We start from the raw sequence: 23,257 nt of genomic DNA, 5'->3' as shown, positions 1-23,257 counted from the left end.
GGCCCCCGGTGTTTTTTGCAATCCGGCGCAGTCAGATCATGCGACGGTTGCGCGGCCGAACGGGAGCAAGCGCTCTCGTCACAAAAATCCAGTGCGATAGAGATTCCGCGATGACCGACACCCCGCATTTCCCGCTCTGCGCCGTGGTCGGCGCCGATGACTTGAAACTCGCCCTGTGCCTGACCGCCATCGACCCGAAAATCGGCGGCGTGTTGATCGAAGGCCCGCGGGGCATGGCCAAGTCGACCCTGGCCCGGGGCCTGGCGGACCTGTTGTCCAGTGGTCAGTTCGTCACCTTGCCGCTGGGCGCCACCGAAGAGCGGCTGGTCGGCACTCTCGACCTGGACGCCGCTCTCAGCGAGGGGCGCGCGCAGTTTTCGCCGGGCGTGCTGGCCAAGGCTGACGGCGGCGTGCTGTACGTCGATGAGGTGAATCTGCTGCCGGATCACTTGGTCGACCTGCTGCTCGACGTCGCCGCCAGTGGTACCAACCTGATCGAGCGCGACGGCATCTCCCACCGTCACTCGGCGCGCTTCGTGCTGATCGGCACCATGAACCCGGAAGAGGGCGAGTTGCGCCCGCAGTTGCTCGACCGGTTCGGCTTTAACGTCGCGCTCAGTGGCCACACTGCGCCGAGCGAACGCGGGCAGATCATCCGTCGGCGGCTGGATTTCGACAGCGACCCCCAGGCCTTTTGCGCGCAATGGGCGCCACAACAGCAGGCCCTGCGCGAGCGCTGTGAGGGGGCGCGCAGACGTCTAGCAAGCATTGAGCTGGATGACCAAGCCCTGGCGCAGATCACCGAGCGCTGTTTTGCCGCCGGGGTCGACGGCTTGCGTGCTGACCTGGTGTGGCTGCGCGCGGCTCGGGCGCACGCGGCGTGGCGTGGCGATGCTCGGATCACGGAAGCGGATATCGACGCGGTCGCGGAATTCGCCTTGCGCCATCGGCGACGGGAGCTGCCGCCGACATCGGCGCCGCAGCCGCCGAGTGCGCAATCACCTGCCAACAGCGATCCTCAGCCAAGCCCCGGCCAAGGCCAATGGGGCGAGTTGCCGGCGCAGGCGCAACCCATGGGCGCCCGTCGTGAAGTGCCGAGCTGGCCAAAAAAGCCTTAGGCATTCGCCCTCGTACGGACGCGAGGGCGGATGCCAGGCCTCGCGCCGGGACACTCGACCATGGCCGTCAGGGCCAGCGCCGGGCGGCGGCTGAAGGCTCGATCAATTGGCCGGGAACGTTGCTTAACGGGCGGCCTCGCTCGCGGGACGATCTGCTGTTTCATCTGCGCACCCGCTCGGCCCATGAGTTGTGGTTGGTGATCGTCGACGCCTCGGCTTCGACCCGTCGGCATCAGGCGCTGAGCGATGCCAAAGGGCTGCTCGCCGAACTGTTCGACGACGCCTATCGCCAGCGCGCGCGCCTGGCGTTGCTGACCGCCAGCGGTCAGGCGCCGAGCTGGCAGGTGCAGGGGTTGAAAGCCTCGAAGGATTTGCGCGGTTGGCTTGACCGACTTGGCGCCGGTGGCGGCACGCCTTTGTTGGCGGCGTTGCACGAAGCGGGGCAGTGGTTGCAGGCCCGACAAAAACGCTACCCGGCGGAGCGCCAGCGCTTGTTGCTGCTGACCGATGGCCGCTTGAAGGCCTGGCCGCAGTTACCGGCGCTGGCGTGTCCAGGGTTGCTGATCGACATCGAGCGCGGGCCGATCAGGCTGGGCAGGGCGCAGGCGTTGGCGGCGGAGTTGGGGGTTGAGTATCGGCATATCGATGAGCCGGGTTTGGGCTGAGAGCTGGGTTGCCTGAGCGGGCCTCATCGCTGGCAAGCCAGCTCCCACAATGGTCGGCGGGGTGAATGCAATCTCCCGGCACCGCTGATCCCTGTGGGAGCGAGTCTGCTCGCGAAAGCATTCTGCCGATCAACGGTTGCATCGTCTGACGTGCCCCCTCCGCGAGCAGGCTCGCTCACACATCGGTCAGGTGGCCCGGCTCAATTCAAACTTTGCGCCCAAACCAGTTGGTTTTAGCCAGTTCCACCACTTCATCGCCGCGCCCGCTCATGACGGCTTTAAGCATGTACAAGCTGAAGCCTTTGGCCTGTTCGAGCTTGATGGTCGGTGGCATGGCCAGTTCCTGGGTGGCGGTAACCACGTCCACCAGCACCGGGCCGTTGTGGGCGAGGGCCAGGCGCAGGGCCGGCTCGACGCCTTCGGAATCTTCGACGCGAATACCGAGGATGCCCATGGCGTTTGCCATCGCGGCGAAGTCGGGGTTGCGCAGTTCGGTGCCGGTATCGAGCAGGCCGCTGGATTTCATTTCCATGGCCACAAACCCCAGGGACGCGTTGTCGTAGACGATGATTTTCACCGGCAATTGCAACTGCGCCAGAGTAATGAAATCACCCATCAACATGCTGAAACCACCGTCACCGGACAGCGAAATCACCTGCCGTCCCGGGAATGCCGCTTGCGCGCCGATGGCCTGGGGCATGGCGTTGGCCATCGAGCCATGGTTGAACGAGCCGAGCAAACGACGCTGGCCATTCATCTTTAAATAACGCGCGGCCCACACGGTCGGCGTGCCGACATCGGCGGTGAAGATCGCGTCGTCGTCCGCCAGTTCGCTGAGCACCCGAGTGAGGTATTGCGGGTGTACCGGTTGCCCTGGTTTGGCCGGTTGCGCCAGTTCGTCGAGACCCTGCCGGGCTTTTTTATAGTGCTTGAGCGAGGCCTCGAGAAAACTGCGGTCGGCTCGATATGGCAGGCGCGGCAGCAGCGCGGCGAGGGTTTCGCCGACATCCGCAGCAATCCCCAGGTCCAGCGGCGTGCGCCGGCCCAGGGCTTGCGGGTTGTGGTCGATCTGAATAATCGTCGCATCGGTCGGGTAGAACTGCCGATACGGAAAGTCGGTGCCGAGCAGCACCAGAGTGTCGCAGTCGAGCATCGCGTGGTAGCCGGAGCTGAAGCCGATCAGCCCGGTCATGCCGACGTCGAACGGGTTGTCCCATTCCACGTGCTCCTTGCCGCGCAACGCGTGCACCACCGGCGCGCCGAGGGCATCGGCCAGGGCCACCACTTGATCGTGGGCACCGGCGCAACCGGCACCGCACATCAGGGTCACCGCTTTGCTTTGCCCAAGCAATTCCACCAAGCGATCCAGGTCCGAAGGCGCCGGCAATGTGCGCGGTGCCGACAGCGCGGGCCAGGCTTTGAAACTGTCTTCGACTTCCTGCAACGCCACGTCGCCGGGAATCACCACCACCGCCACGCCGCGATTGAGGATCGCCGCGCGCATCGCCCGATGCAGGACGTGCGGCATCTGCGCCGGGCTGCTGACCAGTTCGACGAAGTGGCTGCATTCCTTGAACAGTTCTTGTGGATGGGTTTCCTGGAAGTAATCGAGGCCGACTTCCGAGGACGGAATGTGCGCCGCGATGGCCAGCACCGGCACATGGTTTTTGTGACAGTCGAACAGCCCGTTGATCAAGTGCAGGTTGCCCGGCCCGCAACTGCCGGCGCACACCGCCAGTTCACCGGTCACCGCCGCGTCGGCCCCGGCGGCAAACGCTGCGACTTCCTCGTGGCGCACGTGCATCCACTTGATGGTGTCCATGCTGCGCAAGGCTTCGGTCAGGCCGTTGAGGCTGTCGCCGGTCAAGCCCCAGATGCGTTTGACGCCGGCCTGTTCGAGGGTGGTTGCCAGTTGCTGGGCAAGGGTAATCTTCGCCATGGGCTGCTCCGCTAATCGATGAGGTGTGCTCGGGATAAGCAAAGGACAACGATAGCGCGGGCATGACTCCCGATTTATGAAGCTTCGTTCATCGCCTTGCGGTACTGCCGGGTGCGCCGGGCCAGGTACACCTGGTCAAGAATCAACGCCAGCAGCGCCGATATGCCGGGTTTGGTGGTCTGGCCACGACTCATGCGCTTGAGCTGGAACCGCACCACGGCCAGGGTCGCGAGTGCCGCCAGCGGTTTGCGTTTCCAGCGAATGGGCGAGACCTGTGGGTGGCTGTCGCGGCCTTCGCGCCAATGTTTGACCAGTTGCGGTTCGAGGGCGATGGCGGTGCCAATACCGGCCATGGCGATACCGCTGTCGAGCACTTGCTGCACTACCGGCAAGCGACGAATGCCTCCGGTAACCATCACCGGCATGCGCGCCGCGCTGGCCAGCTCAGCGGCCATCTCCAGGAAGTAGGCCTCGCGGGCCAGCGTCCTACCGTCCCGCGCTTCGCCTTGCATGGCTGGCGCCTCGTAGCTGCCACCGGACAGTTCGAGCAAGTCGATGGGCAGGGTGTTTAGCCACTCGATCACCTGCCGCGCATCGTCCGCTTCGAAGCCGCCGCGTTGAAAGTCCGCCGAGTTGAGTTTGACCGACACACAGAACTGCGGCGACACCGCCTCGCGCACCGCGCCGATCACCACCAGTAGCAGGCGTGCGCGATTTTCCAAAGAGCCGCCCCAGCGGTCGGTGCGGCGGTTGGTCAGCGGCGATAAAAACTGGCTGAGCAAATAGCCGTGGGCCGCGTGAATCTGTACCCCGGTGAACCCGGCCTGTTCCGCCAACGCCGCGCTGGTGGCGAAGCGCTGAATCACTTCGGCGATATCGCTGTCGTCCATCGCCCGGGGCTCGGCGAACATCTTGGAAAATGAACCCAGGTCCATCGACACGGCTGACGGTGCCCAGGCTTGCTGGCCGAGATTGGCCATGGTCTGGCGCCCCGGATGGTTGAGTTGCACCCAGAAATGCGCACCCTTGGCGCGACCGACCGCCGCCCATTCGCGGAATTGCGCCATGTGCAATTCATCTTCCAGCACCACCCCGCCGGGGCCGGTCATGGCGCGCCGGTCAATCATCACGTTGCCGCTGAGCAGCAACCCGGTCTCGCCTTCGGCCCATGCCTGATACAAACGAATCAATGCCGGGGAGGGCGACTGCGTGGCGTCGGCAAGGTTCTCTTCCATGGCGGCTTTGGCGATACGGTTGGCGATCGTCTGGCCGTTGGGCAGTTGCAGCGGTTGGAAGGGCGACATGACTTGACTCCTCATCAGTAATGAGCGGAGCCTAAGCTTAAAGTTAACTTTAATGTCAAGCAGGCAAATGAGACGACGATGAGAATTGGAGAATTGGCCGAACTGAGCGGGCTCAATGCATCGCGCATCCGCTATTACGAGGCCCAGGGGTTGATCCAGACGGTGCAGCGTCAGGGCAACGGTTATCGGCATTATTCGGCGCAGGCACTGAACACGCTGCAAATCATTCAGTGCGCGCAGATGGCTGGTTTCAGCCTGGAAGAGTTGAAAAAACTGATGCCGGGCAGGACCGGCGAAGGCCTCAAGCATGAGGTGTTGATGGAAGCGCTGCTGCGCAAAATCGCGCAAATCGAGGAGATGCAGCAGCACTTGGCCGGGAGCAAAGCCAAATTGCTGGGCCTGATCGAGAACATCCAGGCGCGCCCCGATGGCATGAGCTGCGATGAAAATGCCGAGCGCGTATTGGCCGCACTCCAGCATCCGCTTTAGGCAGGTGACTGCGGGTTGAGCGACAAGGCTTGCGGCGTCGGGATCGGATGCCGCAGCAAGCTGCCAACCACCACCGCGCCAAGCAAGCCCATCAGGCCAGCCACCCACAACAGCAGGCTAAAGCCGCCGACGAAGGCTTGCCGCGCCAACGGCTCGATCAGCGGCCGAGCCTCTGACGGCAACAGGCTCAACGCTGCCGGCATGTCTCCGGCCACTACTCGCGAGGCCATGGCTTGGGCGTAGTGCAGCCATTGCGGGCTTTCGGCCGCCAGGCTCAGGGACAACAGGTATTCCGTCTGGCTGGCCAGCAGCGCGCCGAGCACGCCGATGGCCAGCATTACGGCGCTGAAGCGCATGGTGGTGCTCATGCCCGAAGCCATGCCGGCGCGGTCGCGGGGCACGCAGGCCATGATGTTTTTCTGCGTGTCGCCGTTGAGCAATCCAGCCCCGGCGCCGGTCACCGCAATCGCCAGGGCGAAGGGCAGGTAACCGCCGCTGTTGACGGCCCAGGCGCTCAGCAGGTTGCCGGCGCCGACCAGCGTCAGCCCGGCGGCCATCATCGCTGCCGGGCTGACGCGACCGGCCAGCCGTGCGCCGATTCGCGGAAAGATCAGCATGGTCGCGGCGAACGGCAACATTCCCAGGCCCGACGTGATTGGGGTGAACCCCAGCCCGTTGTGCAGGTAAAACGGCAACAGCGTCATCATCACTTGTGCGCACGCCGCGTAGGCGAACATCCCCAACAGTGCGCCAATGAAACGCGGATGCCGGAACAGTTGCAGGTCAACCATCGGCCGCTGTTGCAGTCGCTCGATCAGCACAAACACGCCGAGCAGACCAATGCCGCCCAACAGCCGAACGAAGGTCAGGGGATTGTTCCAGCCGATCCGGTTGGCTTCGATCAAGCCCCAGATCAGGCACAGCAAACTGGCGCTGAAGGCCAGGCTGCCCCACGGGTCGAGGCGCGCGGCATTGGCGTCGCGGGACTCCGGGATCGCCCGCCAGACCAGCGCCATCAGGCCCAGGCCTACCGGCAAGTTGAGGTAGAAAATCCAGCGCCAGCCGATGTATTCGGTGATCAGCCCGCCGATAGTGGGCGCAATGGTCATCGCCACGCCCATGCAGCCGCCCCAGAATGCCCAGGCCTTGGCCCGTTCCACCTCGTCGTGAAAGGTGTGGCCGATGGAGGCCAACGCCGAGGTCAGCAGCAGCGCCGCGCCGACACCCTTCACCGCGCGGGCGATGTCGAGCAGCAACGCGCTCGGTGCCGCGCCGCAGCCCAGCGACGCCAGAATGAAAATCCCGAGGCCCCACAACAGGGTTTTCTGCCGGCCGAAGCGGTCGGCCAGGCTGCCGGCGGGCAGCAACAGTGCAGCGAAGGCCAGCATGTACGCGCTGACCACCCATTCGATGTCGGCGAAATTGGCCCCCAGATCACGGGCAATGCTAGGCAAGGTAACGGCGACGATATTGGTATCGAGGACAATCAGCGAACAGACGCCGGAAGCGGTCAGCAGTGTCAGGCGTTTGCTGACCGGGGGTTTGACGGACATGGCCGAGGCTCTCTACTGTGGTGGTCGGTGCAGCTTATCGTCGCGCCGCCGGACCTTCGTTAGCCGCAGGCCACGACTTCATTACCTTTGAGCGAATGCCCGATGGACATACGTCATTTCCGCTATTTTCTGGCCGTTGCCCGGCAGCGCAACTTCACCCGAGCCGCCGAACAATTGGGCATCGCGCCGCCGACCTTGAGCCGGCAGATCCAGGACCTGGAAAACGAACTGGGCACGCGGCTGTTCCTGCGCCAGCAACGGGACGTCAGCCTGACCGAGGCCGGAGCCGCGTTGCTCGGCGATGCCGAGGCCACGGTGCGGCAATTCGAGATGGCCCAGCGCAATGCCCAGCGCGCCGGGCGGGGCGACATTGGCCACATCGAACTGGGTTACGTGGCGTCGGCTGTGTACTCGGGGCTCCTGCAAAAACAGGTGCAAGCCTTCGTCAGCGATTACCCGGACGTCAGCCTTAACGTGCGCGAAACACCGATGGCCAGTTTGCCAGCGATGGTCCTGGAGGGTCGCTTCGACCTCGGCTACGTGCGCTGCCCCATGGCGTTTCCGGACGGCCTCGAAGCGATCCGCCTGGCGTCCGAGGGGTTTGTCCTGGCGCTGCCGGCCGATTCCTGGCTGTGTCGGCTGCCGCAGATCGCCCCAGAACACTTGCAGAACGAAACTTTCATCCTGCCCGAGCAGGTCAGCGGCACCTTGAGCATCGCCGCCCAAGGCGAATTCGCCCCCAAGCTCGGCCCGCAGCCGGGCGGCTTGGTGGCGGTGATTGCCCTGGTGTCGCTGGGGCAGGGCGTGGCGATGGTGCCGGAGTCGGTGGTCGGGCACGTCAGCCTGCCGAATGTGCTGTACCGCAACGTACTGCGCTCCGAAGCGTCGTCGTGGCTGGCGCTGATTCACCGACGGTTCGAAAAAGCGCCGGCAGTGGCGCGCTATATCGAGCGGGTCAAAGGCCTCTAACTGTCATCACTCCCAATGTGGGAGCGAGCCTGCTCGCGAAGGCTCCCTGAATGTCGCCGAAAGAATCGCCAATGCCCGCAAAATTTGTGGAAGCGAGCTCGCCATCAGGTCTAGACCCTCGTCGTGCTGTAACCCGGTTACAGATTTTGAAATGATTTCCCGCTGTAGGATTTGTCCTTTTCACCTGTACGCTCCAAGTCCTTTTTTCTGTCTGGATTTGCATGAACACCCTCTCGGAGCCTCCCAGTTATCCTTTCCCTACGCGTCATCGCGCGACGCTGACGTACGCGAAGCATCCGGTCTTTCGCTTTTTTCCGATTCCTGCCATTGCAACCTCACAGCCATCGCGCTGTGCTTTGCCGTGTTCGGCCTTCTGAAAGCCTGAAGAGAGCGAGACCTGATAATGGAATGGATTGCTGACCCCACCGCCTGGCTGGGTTTGTTGACGTTGATCGTGCTCGAGCTGGTGCTGGGCATCGACAACCTGGTGTTTATCGCGATCCTGGCGGACAAGTTGCCGCCGGAGCAGCGTGACCGGGCACGGATCATCGGCTTGTCGCTGGCGCTGATCATGCGCCTGGGCTTGCTGGCGAGTATTTCCTGGTTGGTGACCTTGACCCAACCGCTGTTCGAGGTGTTCGACAAGAGCTTCTCCGGCCGTGACCTGATCATGCTGTTCGGCGGTGTGTTCCTGTTGTTCAAGGCCACCATGGAACTGCATGAACGACTCGAAGGCCACATCGGCCAGCGCTCGACCAATGCCGCCTATGCACTGTTCTGGCCGATCGTGGCGCAGATCGTGGTGCTGGACGCGGTGTTCTCCCTCGACGCAGTGATTACCGCCGTGGGCATGGTCGATGAACTGGCGGTGATGATGATCGCGGTGATCATTTCCATCGGCCTGATGATCGTCGCCAGCAAGCCGCTGACCCGTTTCGTCAATGCGCATCCGACCGTGATCATGCTGTGCCTGGGCTTCCTGATGATGATTGGTTTCGCCCTGACCGCCGAAGGTCTGGGCTTCCACATCCCCAAGGGCTACCTGTACGCGGCAATTGGTTTCTCGATCCTGATCGAGGTGTTCAACCAGATTGCACGGGCACGCCGCAAACGTTCGGTGCAGGGCTTGCGCCCGATGCGCGAACGCACGGCGCATGCGGTGCTGCGTTTGCTGGGCGGGCGCAAACTCGCAGCGGAAGAGGTGGACGAAGAGATCGCCGATCTGCTCGATAACGGTGAAGCGCCAAGCGAAGAGCTGTTCGATCGACGCGAGCGGGTCATGATCAGCGGCGTGCTGCAACTGGCTGAGCGACCGATTCGCACGCTGATGACCGTGCGCGCCGATGTCGATTACATCGACTTGGCCGACGACGCTGAGACTATTCGCACACGGTTGATGCATTCGTCCTACTCGCGCTTGCCGCTGATTCGCGAAGGCGCGGTGGATGAGCCTTTGGGCTTCGTGCACAAGAAGGAACTGCTGAAGGACTACCTGGCGGGTAACGAGCCGGACCTGCAACACCTGGCGCGTACCACGATCAATCTGCTCGACAGTTATTCGATCCTCAACGCGCTTGAGCAAATGCGCCAGGCCTCGACGCACATCGCGTTCGTGGTCAACGAGTTCGGCGATTTTGTCGGCGTGCTGACCATGACCGACATTCTTGAGTCGATTGCCGGTGAGTTGCCGGACGCCAGCGAAATCGCCGGCCCGGATGTGGTTGAAGAGCAGGGCGGTTTTATCGTCAATGGCGCTTTGAGTCTGGCGCGGGTACGCCAGCACACGGGCTTCAATGCTGAACCCACCGAGGATTACCAGACCTTGGCCGGGCTGGTGATGAGTCTGCTCGATCGCCTGCCGGTGATCGGCGACAGCCGCGAGTGGGACGGCTGGCACATGACCGTGATGGCCGTTGAAGAGCGCCGGGTGGTGCGCGTGCGGCTACAGCGCATGGGCTGATGGTGTGTTGGACAAGCTCACTCCCACCAGCCTTCACCTGTGGGAGTGAGCCTGCTCGCGAAAGCAACCTATCCGACAACACTCCACTCAACCCCCCACCAGGCACCGCGCCCGCGGCACCATGCACAGGCCACTCAACCTACGCCGCAACCACGCCACATCATGCGGCGCCTTGCGTACCGCAGCCTTGGGCCTGAGCCGGCCGATGTGCCGGGCAAAGTCTTCGGCCAGGGTCTCGGAATTACCGATGCCCTTGAGCTTCTTCAGCAGTTTCCCCTCCCTATAAAAAAGTACCGTCGGCGTGCCGGTCACATCCGGATGGCGCGGCGTCTCGCTGGTGTTCAGGACATAAATCCGCGCCTGATCCTTGTACGGCGCGGCAATCTGACGAAACACCGGCTCGGCCATCTCGCAAGCCGGACAATACTGATTGCCAAAATACAAAATCACCGGACGCCAGGTTTTCAGGGCTTTGCGATACACCGGTGCGAGGGCAGGGCGAGCAGGCAGCGAGCGCATTGAAACCTCCTTTTGGAGAATGTTCGGGACTCGCTGAGACGGTAAAACATTGTAGGCCGCCCATCTACTGTCAGAACTAACAGGGTGCGTTCCTACATCCATCCGGAAAAAACGTACATCACGCCCGGACGTGCCTCACGGTAAAGCAAGAAACGGCGAATCATATGACGTGGCAATCTCGTGGGATCAACCGTAGCGGATGATCCTGATGGAAAATGATCTTGTAACTGCTCTTCCGGATATCGAGCCGCTGAAATCGGAAATGGCGTGCTTTTGCACGAATTGCGGATATTTCTTCGACTCCGAAGAGTGTGGGTTGAACAGCGCGTTATGTGAGGATTGCGAGCTAGTAGCGCTAATCAAGGAGCGCGAAGGTGATCCTACAATCCGAATATCTTTGGACGAGTTGTGACTCAGAATCTATGCGTCATCGTGGCCCAATACAGGGGCCACCGCACCCCAATGTAGCCCCTCTACCCGTCACCCGTTGCCAACGGTAGCGTTCCCCTCGCACCACCCTCGGTAACGCTTTCTACAGCCAAAATCCCATCCCGTTGATTTAAAACACCTTTCAATCCCCGCGAGACATGCCCTATGTCCTGTGGCACACTTTCTGCTGTCTATTCCGCTGTTACATACCTACTTCCGGTATAACGGAATAAACAACACTCTGGAGTGCTTGCCATGCATCGCCGTCCTTCCTTGTTCAAAGCGTGTGTTTTTGTTTTTGCAGCTTCGGCTGCTGCCCTGGGTGTGGCCCAGGCGGCGGACAGCAAGCTTGATAGCGTGCTGGCGCGGGGCAAGTTGATTGTCGGCACCGGCAGCACCAACGCGCCATGGCACTTCCAGGGTGCGGACGGCAAGTTGCAGGGGTTTGATATCGACATCGGTCGCATGGTTGCCAAGGGCTTGTTCAACGACCCGAGCAAGGTCGAGTTCGTGGTGCAGTCGTCTGACGCGCGGATTCCCAACCTGCTGACCGACAAAGTCGACATGAGCTGCCAGTTCATCACCGTCACCGCCAGCCGTGCGCAGCAAGTGGCGTTCACGCTGCCGTACTACCGCGAAGGTGTCGGCCTGCTGCTGCCGAACAACAGCAAATACAAGGAAATCGAAGACCTGCAGGCCGGCGGCGACAGCGTTACCGTGGCCGTGCTGCAGAACGTCTATGCCGAAGAACTGGTGCACCAGGCGCTGCCCAAGGCCAAGGTCGATCAGTACGACAGCGTTGACCTGATGTACCAGGCCGTAAACTCCGGCCGCGCCGATGCCGCCGCCACTGACCAGTCTTCGGTCAAATACCTGATGGTGCAGAACCCTGGCCGCTATCGCAGCCCGGCCTACGCCTGGAGCCCGCAAACCTACGCCTGCGCGGTCAAGCGTGGCGATCAGGATTGGCTGAACTTCGTCAACACCACCCTGCATGAAGCCATGACCGGCGTGGAGTTCCCGACTTACGCCGCGTCCTTCAAACAGTGGTTCGGCGTAGACCTGCCAACTCCAGCGATCGGTTTCCCCGTCGAATTCAAATGAAAACTGCTGCGGGCTGCGCGCGAAACACTGCGTTGAAAACAGACTGGTGTTTCCACCGCTCGCGACGTTTCCACATTGCGCAAAGAGGAGCGGGGCGGCTGCTAAAGCGCCTCGCCAGGTACTGCTGACCATGAACTATCAGTTGAATTTTGCCGCCGTGTGGCGCGATTTCGACACCTTGCTGGCGGGGCTCGGTCTGGGCTTGCAGTTGGCGCTGGTGTCGATCGCCATCGGCTGCGTGATCGGCCTGCTGATGGCGTTTGCCTTGTTGTCCAAGCATCGCGCGCTGCGGGTGCTGGCGTCGGTGTATGTGACGGTTGTGCGCAACACGCCGATTCTGGTGTTGATCCTGTTGATCTACTTTGCCTTGCCCAGCCTCGGGATTCGGCTGGATAAGATTCCTTCGTTCATTATCACCCTGTCGCTGTATGCCGGGGCGTACCTGACCGAAGTGTTCCGCGGTGGCTTGCTGAGCATTCCCAAGGGCCAGCGCGAAGCGGGGCTGGCGATTGGCTTGGGCGAGTGGCAGGTCAAGGCGTACGTCACGGTGCCGGTGATGCTGCGCAACGTGTTGCCGGCGCTGTCGAACAATTTCATTTCGCTGTTCAAGGACACCTCCCTGGCGGCCGCAATCGCGGTGCCGGAGCTGACCTATTACGCGCGCAAAATCAACGTTGAAAGCTACCGGGTGATCGAAACCTGGATGGTCACCACAGCGTTGTATGTCGCGGCCTGTTACCTCATTGCCATGCTGCTGCGTTACCTCGAGCAGCGTCTGGCGATTCGCCGCTAGGAGGCCCCGATGTACGAATCCCCCAGTTGGTTACATGAATTGTGGATTGCCCGTGAGGCGCTGTTGTCGGGCTTTATCACCAGTGTGCAAGTCTCGGCCCTGGCGATTTTGTTCGGCACCCTGATCGGCATCGTCGCCGGCCTGGTGCTGACCTACGGCAATGTGTGGATGCGCTCGCCGTTTCGCCTCTACGTCGACCTGATTCGCGGCACGCCGGTGTTTGTGCTGGTGCTCGCCTGCTTTTATATGGCGCCGGCGCTGGGCTGGCAGATCAGCGCGTTCCAGGCCGGTGCCCTGGGCCTGACGCTGTTTTGCGGCTCGCACGTCGCGGAAATCGTTCGCGGCGCGTTGCAGGCCTTGCCCCGTGGGCAAATGGAAGCGAGCAAGGCGATTGGCCTGACGTTTTATCAATCCCTGGGTTACGTGCTGTTGCCTCAGGCACTGCGGCAGATCCTGCCGACCTGGGTCAACTCGTCCACCGAGATCGTCAAGGCCTCGACCTTGTTGTCGGTGATCGGCGTGGCCGAGCTGTTGCTCAGCTCGCAGCAGGTCATCGCCCGGACCTTCATGACCCTGGAGTTTTACCTGTTCGCCGGATTTCTGTTTTTCGTCATCAACTACGCCATCGAATTACTCGGCCGGCACATTGAAAAGCGGGTGGCCTTGCCATGACTCAAGCTACAGATACCTCTACCAGCCAGGCCCTGCTGGACATTCGCGGCCTGCACAAACAGTACGGCAAACTCGAAGTGCTCAAGGGCGTCGACCTGACCATGCAACGGGGCAACGTGGTGACGTTGATCGGCTCCAGCGGTTCGGGCAAGACCACACTGCTGCGCTGCGTGAACATGCTGGAGGAATTCCAGGGCGGGCAGATCATGCTCGACGGTGAGTCCATCGGCTATCACGAGGTCAACGGCAAGCGCGTACGGCACGCCGAAAAAGTCATCGCTCGCCATCGTGCGATGACCGGCATGGCATTCCAGCAGTTCAACCTGTTCCCGCACCTTACTGCGTTGCAGAACGTCACTCTGGGCTTGCTGAAAGTGAAGAAGCTGCACAAGGACGAAGCCGTGGCCCTGGCGGAGAAATGGCTGGACCGGGTCGGCCTGCTGGATCGACGCAATCACTTCCCCGGCCAGTTGTCCGGCGGCCAGCAACAGCGCGTGGCGATTGCCCGGGCCATTGCGATGAATCCGAGCCTGATGCTGTTCGACGAAGTCACCTCGGCCCTCGACCCGGAGCTGGTGGGCGAAGTGCTGAACGTGATCAAGGGCCTGGCCGACGAAGGCATGACCATGTTGCTGGTCACTCACGAAATGCGTTTTGCGTTCGAAGTCTCGGACAAAATCGTGTTCATGAACCAGGGGCGCATCGAAGAGCAGGGGCCACCCAAGGAACTGTTCGAGCGCCCACAGTCGCCGCGCCTGGCGGAATTCCTCAAGAACACGCGTTTTTAATCATTACTGCCAATCAGGAGAAACACCCATGAGCATTACTCGTTACGGCACTGGCAGCACCGCCGCTGGCGGTCAGCCTCGCCCTTTCGCCCGCGCCGTTGAAGCCGATGGCTGGCTGCACGTGTCCGGGCAAGTGCCAGCGCGGGATGGCGAGATCATCACAGGCGGCATCGTCGAACAGACCCACCAGACCATGAAGAACCTGATCGCGATTCTCGAAGAAGCCGGTTATGGCCTGGAAGATGTGGTGCGTGCCGGTGTGTGGCTGGAAGATCCGCGGGATTTCACCAGTTTCAACAAGGTGTTCTCGGAATACTTCAAACCCGAACACGCCCCGGCGCGGGCCTGTGTGCAGGCGAACATGATGGTCGACTGCAAGGTGGAGATTGACTGCATCGCGTACAAGAAAAAGGCCTGAATCGCGTTGACGGCTTCGCGAGCAGGCTCGCTCCCACAGTGTGTGCCGAATGAGCAATCAGCGGCACCCTTGAAACCTCTGGGAGCTGGCTTTCACAGGATCTGCCGGATGAGCAATCAGCGGCACCCTTGAAACCTCTGGGAGCTGGCTTTCACAGGATCTGCCGGATGAGCAATCAGCGGCACCCTTGAAACCTGTGGGAGCTGGCTTGCCAGCGATGGCGGCCTAACAGTCACCGCAGCACTCTGGTTAAACTCCCGGCACTTTGAATGGGAACCCACTGACATGACCGAAGACACCATCAAGCGCCGGGCCCGTGGTCTGGACCGGGCGTTCGATATCCTCGATTTCCTCAAGGAGATCGGCCAGCCGCTGCGCCCGAACGAAATCGCCAGCGGCATCGGCAGCCCCAAGTCCACGGTCTACGAACTGGTGGCCTCGCTGCTTGAACGGCGAATCCTGGAACCGGTGGGCAAGGACGGCCACGTCTACCTCGGTCGGCAGTTGTACTTCCTCGGCCAGGCGCATTTGCGTCACTTCGACCTGACCCGCGAGGCCGATCACGCCCTGCAGGACATCGTCGACCAGACCCACGAAACCGCGCAGATGTGTCTGCTCAACGGCCGTAAATACACCGTGGCGCTGATGAAGGAGGGCGCGCGGCATTTCCGCATTTCTTCCGATATCGGCGAAGACGCACCGATTCCCTGGACCGCCTCCGGACGCCTGTTGCTGGGGCACTTGAGCGACCAGCAGATCGTCGACCTGATCGACCGCGACGACTTTATCTTGCCCAACGGTGAACGCCTGCCGCTGGAACAGTTTCTGGGTGAAATTCGCCAGGCCAGCCTCGACGGATTTTTCTCCTTCGACAGCATTGCCGACACCTTCACCCATTGCTTCGCCGCACCGGTCAGAGACCCCAGCGGCGTGGCCATCGCGACCCTGTGCATCGTCGCCCCTCGGGCCGATGCCAAGAACAACTACAACGACTACCGCCGGGTGCTGATCGACAGTGCGAACAACCTGGCCCGTCGTATCAATGAATAACAGCGGCTGATCACGGCCGCGTGGATGAGGAGTTTCACCATGTCTTCTGCCAACCTTACCGCTGTCGTGGACAAAGGCGCCGCCCAACCCGGCGCCAACCTGGCCCGCGACGTCAGCCTGCCGGCGCTGGTGCTGCATCGCGACGCGCTGGAACACAACATTCGCTGGATGCAGGACTTCGTCAGCAACAGCGGTGCCGAACTGGCGCCCCACGGCAAAACCAGCATGACCCCGGCGTTGTTTCGTCGGCAACTCGACGCCGGCGCCTGGGGCATTACCCTGGCCAGCGCGACCCAGACCCGCGCGGCGTATGCCCACGGTGTGCGCCGGGTGTTGATGGCCAACCAACTGGTCGGCACGCCGAACATGGCGCTGATCGCCGACCTGCTGGCGGATTCAAGCTTCGACTTCTACTGCATGGTCGACCACCCGGACAACGTCGCCGACCTCGGCGCTTATTTCGCCTCGCGCGGCGTGCGTCTGAACGTGATGATCGAATACGGCGTGGTCGGCGGCCGTTGCGGTTGCCGCAGCGAGCAGGAAGTGCTCGATCTGGCCAAAGCCATTCAAGCGCAACCGGCGCTGGCGCTGACCGGTATCGAGGGCTACGAAGGGGTGATCCACGGCGATCAGGCCGTGACCGGCATTCGGGAATTCGCCGCGTCGCTGGTGCGTTTGGCGGTGCGTTTGCAGGACAGCGGCGCATTCGCCATCGGCAAGCCGATTGTCACGGCGTCGGGTTCGGCCTGGTACGACTTGATTGCCGAATCCTTCGAAGCGCAAAACGCCGCCGGACGTTTCCTCAGCGTGCTGCGCCCCGGCAGCTATGTGGCCCACGACCACGGCATTTACAAAGAAGCGCAATGCTGCGTGCTCGACCGTCGCAGCGATTTGCACGAAGGTTTGCGTCCGGCGCTGGAAGTCTGGGCCCATGTGCAATCGATGCCGGAGCCGGGTTTTGCGGTGATCGCCCTGGGCAAGCGCGACGTGGCGTTCGATGCAGGCCTGCCGGTGCCGCTGCTGCGCTACAAGGCCGGCGTGGTGCCGACCGTGGGCGATGACGTCAGCGCCTGCACCGTCACGGCAGTGATGGACCAGCATGCGTTCATGACCGTGCCGGCGGGTGTTGAATTGCGCATCGGCGACATCATTTCCTTCGGCACCTCGCACCCGTGCCTGACGTTCGATAAGTGGCGCGTCGGTTTGCTGGTGGATGAACAGATGAATGTCATCGAAAGCATGGAAACCTGTTTCTAAGCTTTTAGACCGAGGTGCGGCGTTCGCCAGCAGGCTGGCTCCCACATTGGAATGTGTTTCCCCGTGGGAGCCAGCCTGCTGGCGAACGCGCCCTGCCAGACGCTGAGAACTAAAACAATGAACACCACCCCGAATTCCCCACGCATCGCCCTCATCGGCGAGTGCATGATCGAACTCCAACACCGCGCCGACGGCAGCCTGCAACAGAGTTTCGGCGGCGACACGTTGAACACCGCGGTGTACCTGTCCCGCGCCATGGGCGGGCAGGCCTCGGTGGACTACGTCACCGCGCTGGGCGATGACAGCTTCAGCGACGCCATGTGCCGCAGTTGGGCCGCCGAAGGTATTGGCCTGAGCCGGGTCCAGCGTTTGCCGGGGCGCCTGCCGGGCTTGTACTGCATCCAGACCGACGCCGCCGGCGAGCGACGTTTCCTGTATTGGCGCAACGAAGCGGCGGTCCGTGACTGCTTCACCACCCCGGCGGCCGAGCCGACCCTGGCCGCGCTGCCGGATTACGACATGCTGTATTTCAGCGGCATCACCCTCGCCGTGTTAGGCGAAGAGGGCCGAAAGAGGCTGATCGGTGTGCTGATTGAGGCGCGGCAACGCGGTGCGCGGATTGTCTTCGACAACAACTACCGTCCACGCCTGTGGGCCTCGCTGGAAGTGGCGCGCGCCGCTTATCGCAGTGTGCTGCCCTACGTCGACATCGCGCTGCTGACGGTTGACGACGAGCAGGCGTTGTTTCACTTCGCCGACTGCGATGCGGTGTTCGCTGCTTACGAACAGATCGGCACGCCGGAAGTGGTGCTCAAGCGCGGCAGTGAATCGTGTTTGATTCGTTGCGCGGGCGAGCTGTTTGAAGTGCCCGCGCAGAAGGTCGAGCGGGTGGTGGATACCACGGCGGCGGGGGATTCGTTCAGCGCGGCGTACCTGGCCAGTCGGCTCAAGGGCGGCACCCCGGCGCAAGCGGCCGAGGCCGGGCATCGCCTGGCCAGCCAAGTGATTCAGGTGCCAGGGGCGTTGATCCCCAAAACCTGAGCATGTGGTGGGGCTGATAAACCGAGTCAGTGGGTATTGGGGCCGCTGCGCGGCCCAACGGGGGCAAGCCCCCTCACCACAAAAGCTAGAAGCCAAGGCCAATACCAGGGCTAGAGCTAAAACCAAAACCAAAACCAAAACCAGGGCTAGCGCTAAAGCCAACACCTCAATCTCGATAAAACACCTGCACCAGGTGATAACCGAACTTGCTCTTGATCGGCCCGTGCACCACGCGCAGTGGTTTTTTGAAGATCACCGCGTCAATCACCCCGACCATCTGCCCTGGCCGCACTTCGCCCAAGTCGCCGCCGCGCTTGCCGGAGGGGCAGGTGGAAAACTTCTTGGCCAGTACATCGAACGCCTCGCCCTTGGCTATACGTTGCTTGAGCCGTTCGGCTTCTTCAGCGGTTTTCACCAGGATATGGCGGGCTTGGGCTTTCATCTGACGGTGACCTGATAACGGTGGCGGCGGCGGGGCGCGGGATTATGCCTCAACTCACGAGGAATGGTTGATCATCGTGCGAATCTTGTTGGCCAGCAGCTCGATGGAAAACGGCTTGGCCACCATGTCCATGCCTTCCTCGAGAAAGCCCTGGCGCTCGGCGGCTTTCTGCGCATAACCGGTCATGAACAGCACCTTGAGCTGCGGCCGGTGCTGGCGGGCAATTTCCGCCAGTTGCCGGCCGTTCATGCCCGGCAGGCCAACGTCGGTGACCAGCAAATCGACCCGCAGGTCTGACTCCAACAGCGGCAGTGCCGCGCTCGCATCGGCGGCTTCGTGGGCCTGGTAACCCAGCTCGTGGAGCAAATCGAGTACCAACATACGCACCGCCGGATCGTCCTCCACCACCATCACCGCTTCCCCGGCCAGTGCCGCCGGCGGCTCAGCGTCGAGCGGTGCCAGGCCGTCCGGTTCGGGCGTCAGCCGCAGCCGTGGCAGGTAGAGGCGCACGCTGGTGCCTTGGCCGGGTACGCTGGACAAACTGACATGGCCGCCGGATTGCTGGGCAAACCCGTAGATCATCGACAAGCCCAGCCCCGTGCCCTGGCCGATCGGCTTGGTGGTGAAGAACGGATCGAAAGCCTTGGCCAGCACGGACGCGGTCATGCCGCTGCCGTTATCGCTCACCGCAATCATCACGTAGTCGCCAGCCTTGACCGGCTCCAGGGTGTCGATGTCGTTGCCGTCGAGGTAGATGTTTGCGGTTTCGATCAACAGGGTGCCGCTGTCGGGCATGGCATCGCGAGCATTGATGGCCAGGTTGAGCAGGGCATTTTCCAGTTGGCTGACGTCGGTGCTCACCGGCCACAGATCCTCGGCCAGTTGCAGCTTGAGCTCGATGTGATCGCCGGTGGTGCGCATCAGGAGGTCTTCGAGTGAGTGCACCAGTTCATTGACGTTGAGCGGCTTGCGGTCCAGCGACTGCCGGCGGGAGAACGCCAGCAAGCGATGGGTGAGGGCGGCGGCGCGGTTGGCGGAGGACACGGCGGCCTCGGTGAAACGGCCGATCTCATCGGCGCGACCGTTGGCAATGTAGCGCTGCATCAGGTCCAGGCTGCCGATGATGCCAGTCAGCATGTTGTTGAAGTCGTGAGCGATGCCACCGGTGAGCTGGCCGACCGCTTCCATTTTCTGCGCATGCCGCAGGGCGTCCTCGGCGCGTTCACGCTCGATCATCTCGTTCTGCAGACGCTCGTTGGCCTCGGCCAGTTGCCGGGTGCGTGCGGCGACCCGTTCTTCCAGGGTTTCATTGAGATTGAGCAGGGCTTTTTCGGTTTCCTTGCGCTCGGTTTCGTCGATCACAAAGATATAAAAACCGTTGACCGCGCCGTCCGGGCCGAAGCGCGGCAGGTAGTTCATCAGGGCGTGGCGAACGCTACCGTCGCGGTGTGGCGCGGCGGCGCTGAAGCTGCAGGGCCGGCCGGCAAGGGCCGCCTGGATGTATTCGGCGCGGTCCAGGTAGGGCGCTTCGCCGAGCACTTCGCGAATGGTCTTGCCGTACAGTTCTTGCGGCGTCAGGCCATACCAGTCGAGGTAAGCGCTGTTGTTCAGGCGGAAACGCTCGTCGCGGTCGGCATAGCTGATCAGGATCGGCATGGCGTTGATGATCAACTGCAACTCGGTCTGGCTCTGGCGCAAGGCCTGCTCGGTGAGTTTGCGTTCGGTCAGGTCGAGGGCGGCGCCGAGGAAGCGGATCGGCCGACCATGGTGGTCCTTGTAGCAACGTCCGCGGGCGAACACCCAGCGCACCTCGCCGTCCGGTTGCAGCAGGCGATATTCCTCGGCGTATTCGCTGCCCTGGCTGATGCAGTCCTTGATCCCGCGGGCGATGAGCGCGCGGTCTTCGGGATGCACGCCTTGCAGGTAGTCGCTGATCGGCAATTGGCCGGAGCGCGCCGGGTCGATACCGTGCAGCTGTGCGAAATGTGCATCGGCGATAAAGCGATCCTCGCCGATGTCCCAGTCCCAGGTGCCCACCGCGTCGGTGGCGGCGAGCGCCAGTTGCAGGCGCTCTTCGATTTCCTGCTTGGCCTTGAGGTTGGCGTCGGAGCGTTGCTTGAGTTCCAGCGCCAGGCGTCGGCGTTCGTTGGTTTCGATAGCGGTGACCAGGATGCCGGAGACGTTGGCGTTTTCATCGCGAATCGGGCTGTAGGTCAAATCCAGCCAGAAGTCGGAATCCTTACCGTCCCGTTGCAGGGTAAAACGCTGTTCGCTGTAGGTTCGCACCTGGCCTTGTAGGACGGCGCTGTAGATAGGGTCAGTAAAGTCGCGAAGTTCTGGCCATATCTGGTGCGTCGGTTGTCCGAAAGCGTGCGGATGTTTACTCCCAGACAGCAGCGCGAAGCCGTCGTTGTAGATTTGCGACAGGTGCGGACCCCACAGCAGCAACATCGGCATCGGCGAGTGAATCACGATGTCCACCGCCGTGCGCAGGCTCTGCGGCCAACTGCCGGGGGCACCCAGGGGGTGGTTGTCCCAGTCGAGGCGGGCAATCAGGGCCTGGGCATCGCTGCCGGTGGGTGTTGCATTCATTACAGGTGTCCTGGTCTCGAATCAGTGTGAGGGCGTCTACTATGCTTGCAGGTCAGACGACCTTGGTCAGTGTTGCTGCCGTCACACGATCAGGGTCAATGGGTTCATTGAATGCTTGCCGGGTGCTTTTTGCCATGGAAATCGCTGCATTGTTGCAAATTCTGGCCAGCCAGAATGGATCGGATCTGTATCTGTCGACCGGGGCCCCGCCCTGTGCGCGCTTCGAGGGCGTGATCAAGCCGCTCAACAGCGTGCCGTTCAAACCGGGCGAGGTGGCTGCACTGGCCGCGTCCATCATGGACGCCGAACAGCGCGCCGAGTTCGATCGGGAATTGGAAATGAACCTGGCGGTCTCGTTGCCCGGGGTCGGCCGCTTCCGGCTCAACCTGTTCAAGCAGCGCAATGACGTGTCGATCGTTGCGCGCAACATCAAGCTCGACATCCCACGCTTCGAAGACTTGAAGCTGCCGCCGGTGCTGTTGCAATCGATCATGCTCAAGCAGGGACTGCTGCTGCTGGTCGGCGCCACCGGTTCGGGCAAATCGACGTCGCTGGCGGCGCTGATCGATTACCGCAACCGCCACGCCAGCGGCCACATCATCACCATCGAAGACCCCGTGGAGTACATCCATCGCCACAAAAAGTCGATCGTCAACCAGCGTGAAGTCGGGGTCGACACCCGCAGCTTTCACGCGGCGCTGAAAAATACCCTGCGCCAGGCACCGGACGTGGTACTGATCGGCGAAATCCGCGACCGCGAAACCATGGAACACGCGCTGAGTTTCGCCGACACCGGGCACCTGGTGCTGTCGACGCTGCATGCGCACAACGCCAATCAGGCGCTGGACCGGATCATCAATTTCTTCCCTGAAGAGCGCCGGCCGCAGTTGCTCAACGATCTGGCCAATAATCTCAAGGCCTTCGTCTCGCAACGCCTGGTACGCAGCCGCGACGGCCAGCGCCGGGCGGCGGTGGAGGTAATGCTGGGCACCCCGACCATCGCCGACCTGATCCGCCGCAATGATTTCGGCGAACTCAAGACCATCATGGAAAAATCCTCGGCCCAGGGCATGCAGACCTTTGACGGTGCGTTGTTCGGCCTGGTGGCGGAAGGCGCGATCGACGAAGAAGAGGCGCTGAAGTTTGCCGATTCGACCAATAACCTGCGGTTGAGATTGAAGCTGTTTCGCGAAGGAGGGGTAGCCGCGCCGGCTTCAACGAGCAACGGCACGGCTAACTGGGGCTTGGTCGATGACAATGCTCCAGACTGACACTCGATCCGAACTGTCAGTGGCAGTGATGTTCTAGGGAGTCCTTCGGCCTCCAGCGGGAGCAAGCTCCCTCGCCACGGAATCAATAGCCCAAGAGCTCCGAAAGCTTACTGCGCCAACCACCCACCGTCGATATTCCACGCCGCGCCGCGTACCTGGCTGCCGGCCTCGCTGCACAGGAACAGCACCAGTTCGCCCAGTTGCGGCGGGGTGACGAACTCCAGCGACGGTTGTTTCTCGGCGAGCAAGTCATGCTGCGCCTGTTGCGGGTCAATGCCCTTGGCGGCGCGGTCGTCGATTTGCTTTTGCACCAACGGCGTCAGCACCCAGCCCGGGCAGATCGCGTTGCAGGTGACGTTGCTGGTGGCGGTTTCCAGGCCGACCACTTTGGTCAGGCCAATCACCCCGTGTTTGGCCGCGACGTACGCCGCTTTGCCGACCGAGCCGACCTGGCCGTGCACCGAGGCGATGTTAATGATCCGGCCCCAGCCTTTGGCGCGCATGCCCGGCAGGCTCAGGCGCGTGCTGTGGAACACCGACGACAGGTTGATGGCGATGATCGAGTCCCAGCGTTCCGCGGGGAAGTCTTCTACGGCGGCGACATGCTGGATGCCGGCGTTGTTGACCAGGATGTCGACGCCGCCGAATTCACGCTCGGCGTAGTCGAGCATGTCGGCGATCTGCGCCACGTCGCTGACGTCCGCCGGGTGATGGCCGACCTTGCCGCCGAACTGCTGGACTTCGGCGATCACCTTGGAGGCGTCACCGAAACCGTTGAGAATCAGGTTGGCGCCAGCCTTGGCCAGGCTCAGCGCGATGCCCAGGCCGATGCCGCTGGTGGAGCCGGTGACCAGTGCGGTCTTGCCTGTAAGAGTGGTCATGAA

At 62.2% G+C, this 23,257-nt stretch carries 21 protein-coding genes; 14 read left to right on the top strand and 7 right to left on the bottom strand.

Going from position 1 to position 23,257, the window contains the following annotated elements:
- The first annotated feature begins 110 nt into the window (after nt 1-110).
- Together RG836_RS14010 and RG836_RS14005 are read left to right on the top strand one after the other, a co-directional pair.
- Complete coding sequence (locus RG836_RS14010) at nt 111-1,118, top strand: ATP-binding protein (protein ID WP_310846336.1); 1,008 nt, start codon at nt 111-113, stop codon at nt 1,116-1,118.
- Entirely contained in the window at nt 1,100-1,783 is a 684-nt protein-coding gene (locus RG836_RS14005) for a vWA domain-containing protein (protein WP_310846545.1), read from the top strand. Before RG836_RS14010 ends, RG836_RS14005 begins: the two co-directional genes overlap by 19 nt.
- A gap of 205 nt (nt 1,784-1,988) precedes the next feature.
- On the opposite strand, the gene poxB is transcribed toward RG836_RS14005, so the two are convergent.
- Both poxB and RG836_RS13995 read right to left on the bottom strand, forming a co-directional pair.
- The gene (gene poxB / locus RG836_RS14000) at nt 1,989-3,722 is read right to left on the bottom strand and encodes a ubiquinone-dependent pyruvate dehydrogenase (protein ID WP_310846334.1); all 1,734 of its coding nucleotides are present in this window, start codon (nt 3,720-3,722) and stop codon (nt 1,989-1,991) included.
- Nucleotides 3,723-3,796: 74 nt separating this feature from the next.
- On the bottom strand, nt 3,797-5,026 hold the full coding sequence (locus tag RG836_RS13995) for an NADH:flavin oxidoreductase/NADH oxidase family protein (RefSeq protein WP_310846332.1): 1,230 nt from the start codon (nt 5,024-5,026) through the stop codon (nt 3,797-3,799).
- A 78-nt stretch (nt 5,027-5,104) separates the two neighbouring features.
- Between RG836_RS13995 and RG836_RS13990 the strand changes: the two genes are divergently transcribed.
- Complete coding sequence (locus tag RG836_RS13990) at nt 5,105-5,515, top strand: MerR family transcriptional regulator (protein WP_310846330.1); 411 nt, start codon at nt 5,105-5,107, stop codon at nt 5,513-5,515.
- On the opposite strand, the gene RG836_RS13985 is transcribed toward RG836_RS13990, so the two are convergent.
- Nucleotides 5,512-7,068 (bottom strand): MFS transporter, encoded by a 1,557-nt coding sequence (locus tag RG836_RS13985; RefSeq protein ID WP_310846328.1) that lies wholly within the window; start codon nt 7,066-7,068, stop codon nt 5,512-5,514. The two genes, RG836_RS13990 and RG836_RS13985, sit on opposite strands and share 4 nt — an antisense overlap.
- Nucleotides 7,069-7,170: 102 nt before the next feature.
- On the opposite strand from RG836_RS13985, the gene RG836_RS13980 reads away from it, so the two are divergent.
- Nucleotides 7,171-8,037: a LysR family transcriptional regulator gene (locus RG836_RS13980; protein ID WP_310846326.1), complete on the top strand. Its 867-nt coding sequence runs from the start codon at nt 7,171-7,173 to the stop codon at nt 8,035-8,037.
- Between the two features lie 403 nt (nt 8,038-8,440).
- Entirely contained in the window at nt 8,441-9,997 is a 1,557-nt protein-coding gene (locus tag RG836_RS13975) for a TerC family protein (RefSeq protein ID WP_310846324.1), read from the top strand.
- 87 nt (nt 9,998-10,084) lie between these two features.
- On the opposite strand, the gene RG836_RS13970 is transcribed toward RG836_RS13975, so the two are convergent.
- Nucleotides 10,085-10,516 (bottom strand): thioredoxin family protein, encoded by a 432-nt coding sequence (locus RG836_RS13970; protein WP_310846323.1) that lies wholly within the window; start codon nt 10,514-10,516, stop codon nt 10,085-10,087.
- Between the two features lie 684 nt (nt 10,517-11,200).
- On the opposite strand from RG836_RS13970, the gene RG836_RS13965 reads away from it, so the two are divergent.
- The 8 genes from RG836_RS13965 to RG836_RS13930 all read left to right on the top strand — a co-directional run bounded on the left by RG836_RS13965 (nt 11,201) and on the right by RG836_RS13930 (nt 18,068).
- Entirely contained in the window at nt 11,201-12,049 is an 849-nt protein-coding gene (locus RG836_RS13965) for a transporter substrate-binding domain-containing protein (RefSeq protein WP_310846321.1), read from the top strand.
- Nucleotides 12,050-12,179: 130 nt separating this feature from the next.
- Entirely contained in the window at nt 12,180-12,842 is a 663-nt protein-coding gene (locus RG836_RS13960; protein WP_310846319.1) for an amino acid ABC transporter permease, read from the top strand.
- Nucleotides 12,843-12,851: 9 nt separating this feature from the next.
- Nucleotides 12,852-13,514: an amino acid ABC transporter permease gene (locus RG836_RS13955; RefSeq protein WP_310846317.1), complete on the top strand. Its 663-nt coding sequence runs from the start codon at nt 12,852-12,854 to the stop codon at nt 13,512-13,514.
- Nucleotides 13,511-14,302 carry an amino acid ABC transporter ATP-binding protein gene (locus RG836_RS13950; RefSeq protein WP_310846316.1) on the top strand — a complete coding sequence of 264 codons (792 nt, stop codon included), beginning with the start codon at nt 13,511-13,513 and terminating at the stop codon, nt 14,300-14,302. Before RG836_RS13955 ends, RG836_RS13950 begins: the two co-directional genes overlap by 4 nt.
- A gap of 28 nt (nt 14,303-14,330) precedes the next feature.
- Nucleotides 14,331-14,720 (top strand): RidA family protein, encoded by a 390-nt coding sequence (locus RG836_RS13945; RefSeq protein ID WP_310846315.1) that lies wholly within the window; start codon nt 14,331-14,333, stop codon nt 14,718-14,720.
- A 285-nt stretch (nt 14,721-15,005) separates the two neighbouring features.
- Nucleotides 15,006-15,770 carry an IclR family transcriptional regulator gene (locus tag RG836_RS13940; protein ID WP_310846312.1) on the top strand — a complete coding sequence of 255 codons (765 nt, stop codon included), beginning with the start codon at nt 15,006-15,008 and terminating at the stop codon, nt 15,768-15,770.
- 39 nt (nt 15,771-15,809) lie between these two features.
- Nucleotides 15,810-17,027, top strand: coding sequence for an amino acid deaminase (locus RG836_RS13935; RefSeq protein ID WP_310846309.1), 1,218 nt, complete (start codon nt 15,810-15,812; stop codon nt 17,025-17,027).
- Between the two features lie 117 nt (nt 17,028-17,144).
- Nucleotides 17,145-18,068 (top strand): sugar kinase, encoded by a 924-nt coding sequence (locus RG836_RS13930; RefSeq protein WP_310846307.1) that lies wholly within the window; start codon nt 17,145-17,147, stop codon nt 18,066-18,068.
- Between the two features lie 166 nt (nt 18,069-18,234).
- Here the strand turns inward: RG836_RS13930 and RG836_RS13925 are convergent, their stop codons facing one another.
- Together RG836_RS13925 and RG836_RS13920 are read right to left on the bottom strand one after the other, a co-directional pair.
- A complete protein-coding gene (locus RG836_RS13925) occupies nt 18,235-18,510 on the bottom strand; it encodes a peptidylprolyl isomerase (RefSeq protein ID WP_310846304.1) in 276 nt (91 codons plus the stop codon).
- A 54-nt stretch (nt 18,511-18,564) separates the two neighbouring features.
- Complete coding sequence (locus tag RG836_RS13920; protein ID WP_310846301.1) at nt 18,565-21,102, bottom strand: PAS domain-containing hybrid sensor histidine kinase/response regulator; 2,538 nt, start codon at nt 21,100-21,102, stop codon at nt 18,565-18,567.
- Nucleotides 21,103-21,236: 134 nt separating this feature from the next.
- On the opposite strand from RG836_RS13920, the gene RG836_RS13915 reads away from it, so the two are divergent.
- Nucleotides 21,237-22,373 carry a PilT/PilU family type 4a pilus ATPase gene (locus RG836_RS13915; RefSeq protein WP_310846298.1) on the top strand — a complete coding sequence of 379 codons (1,137 nt, stop codon included), beginning with the start codon at nt 21,237-21,239 and terminating at the stop codon, nt 22,371-22,373.
- Nucleotides 22,374-22,480: 107 nt separating this feature from the next.
- On the opposite strand, the gene hbdH is transcribed toward RG836_RS13915, so the two are convergent.
- Nucleotides 22,481-23,254, bottom strand: coding sequence for a 3-hydroxybutyrate dehydrogenase (gene hbdH, locus RG836_RS13910; RefSeq protein WP_310846294.1), 774 nt, complete (start codon nt 23,252-23,254; stop codon nt 22,481-22,483).
- Between the last annotated feature and the right edge of the window lie 3 nt (nt 23,255-23,257).

Origin of the sequence: Pseudomonas rhizozeae (assembly GCF_031583775.1) — a bacterium.
Taxonomy (GTDB): Bacteria; Pseudomonadota; Gammaproteobacteria; order Pseudomonadales; family Pseudomonadaceae; genus Aquipseudomonas.
Note: the sequence above shows the minus strand (reverse complement) of the source record. Positions and strands in the feature narration are given on the sequence as shown.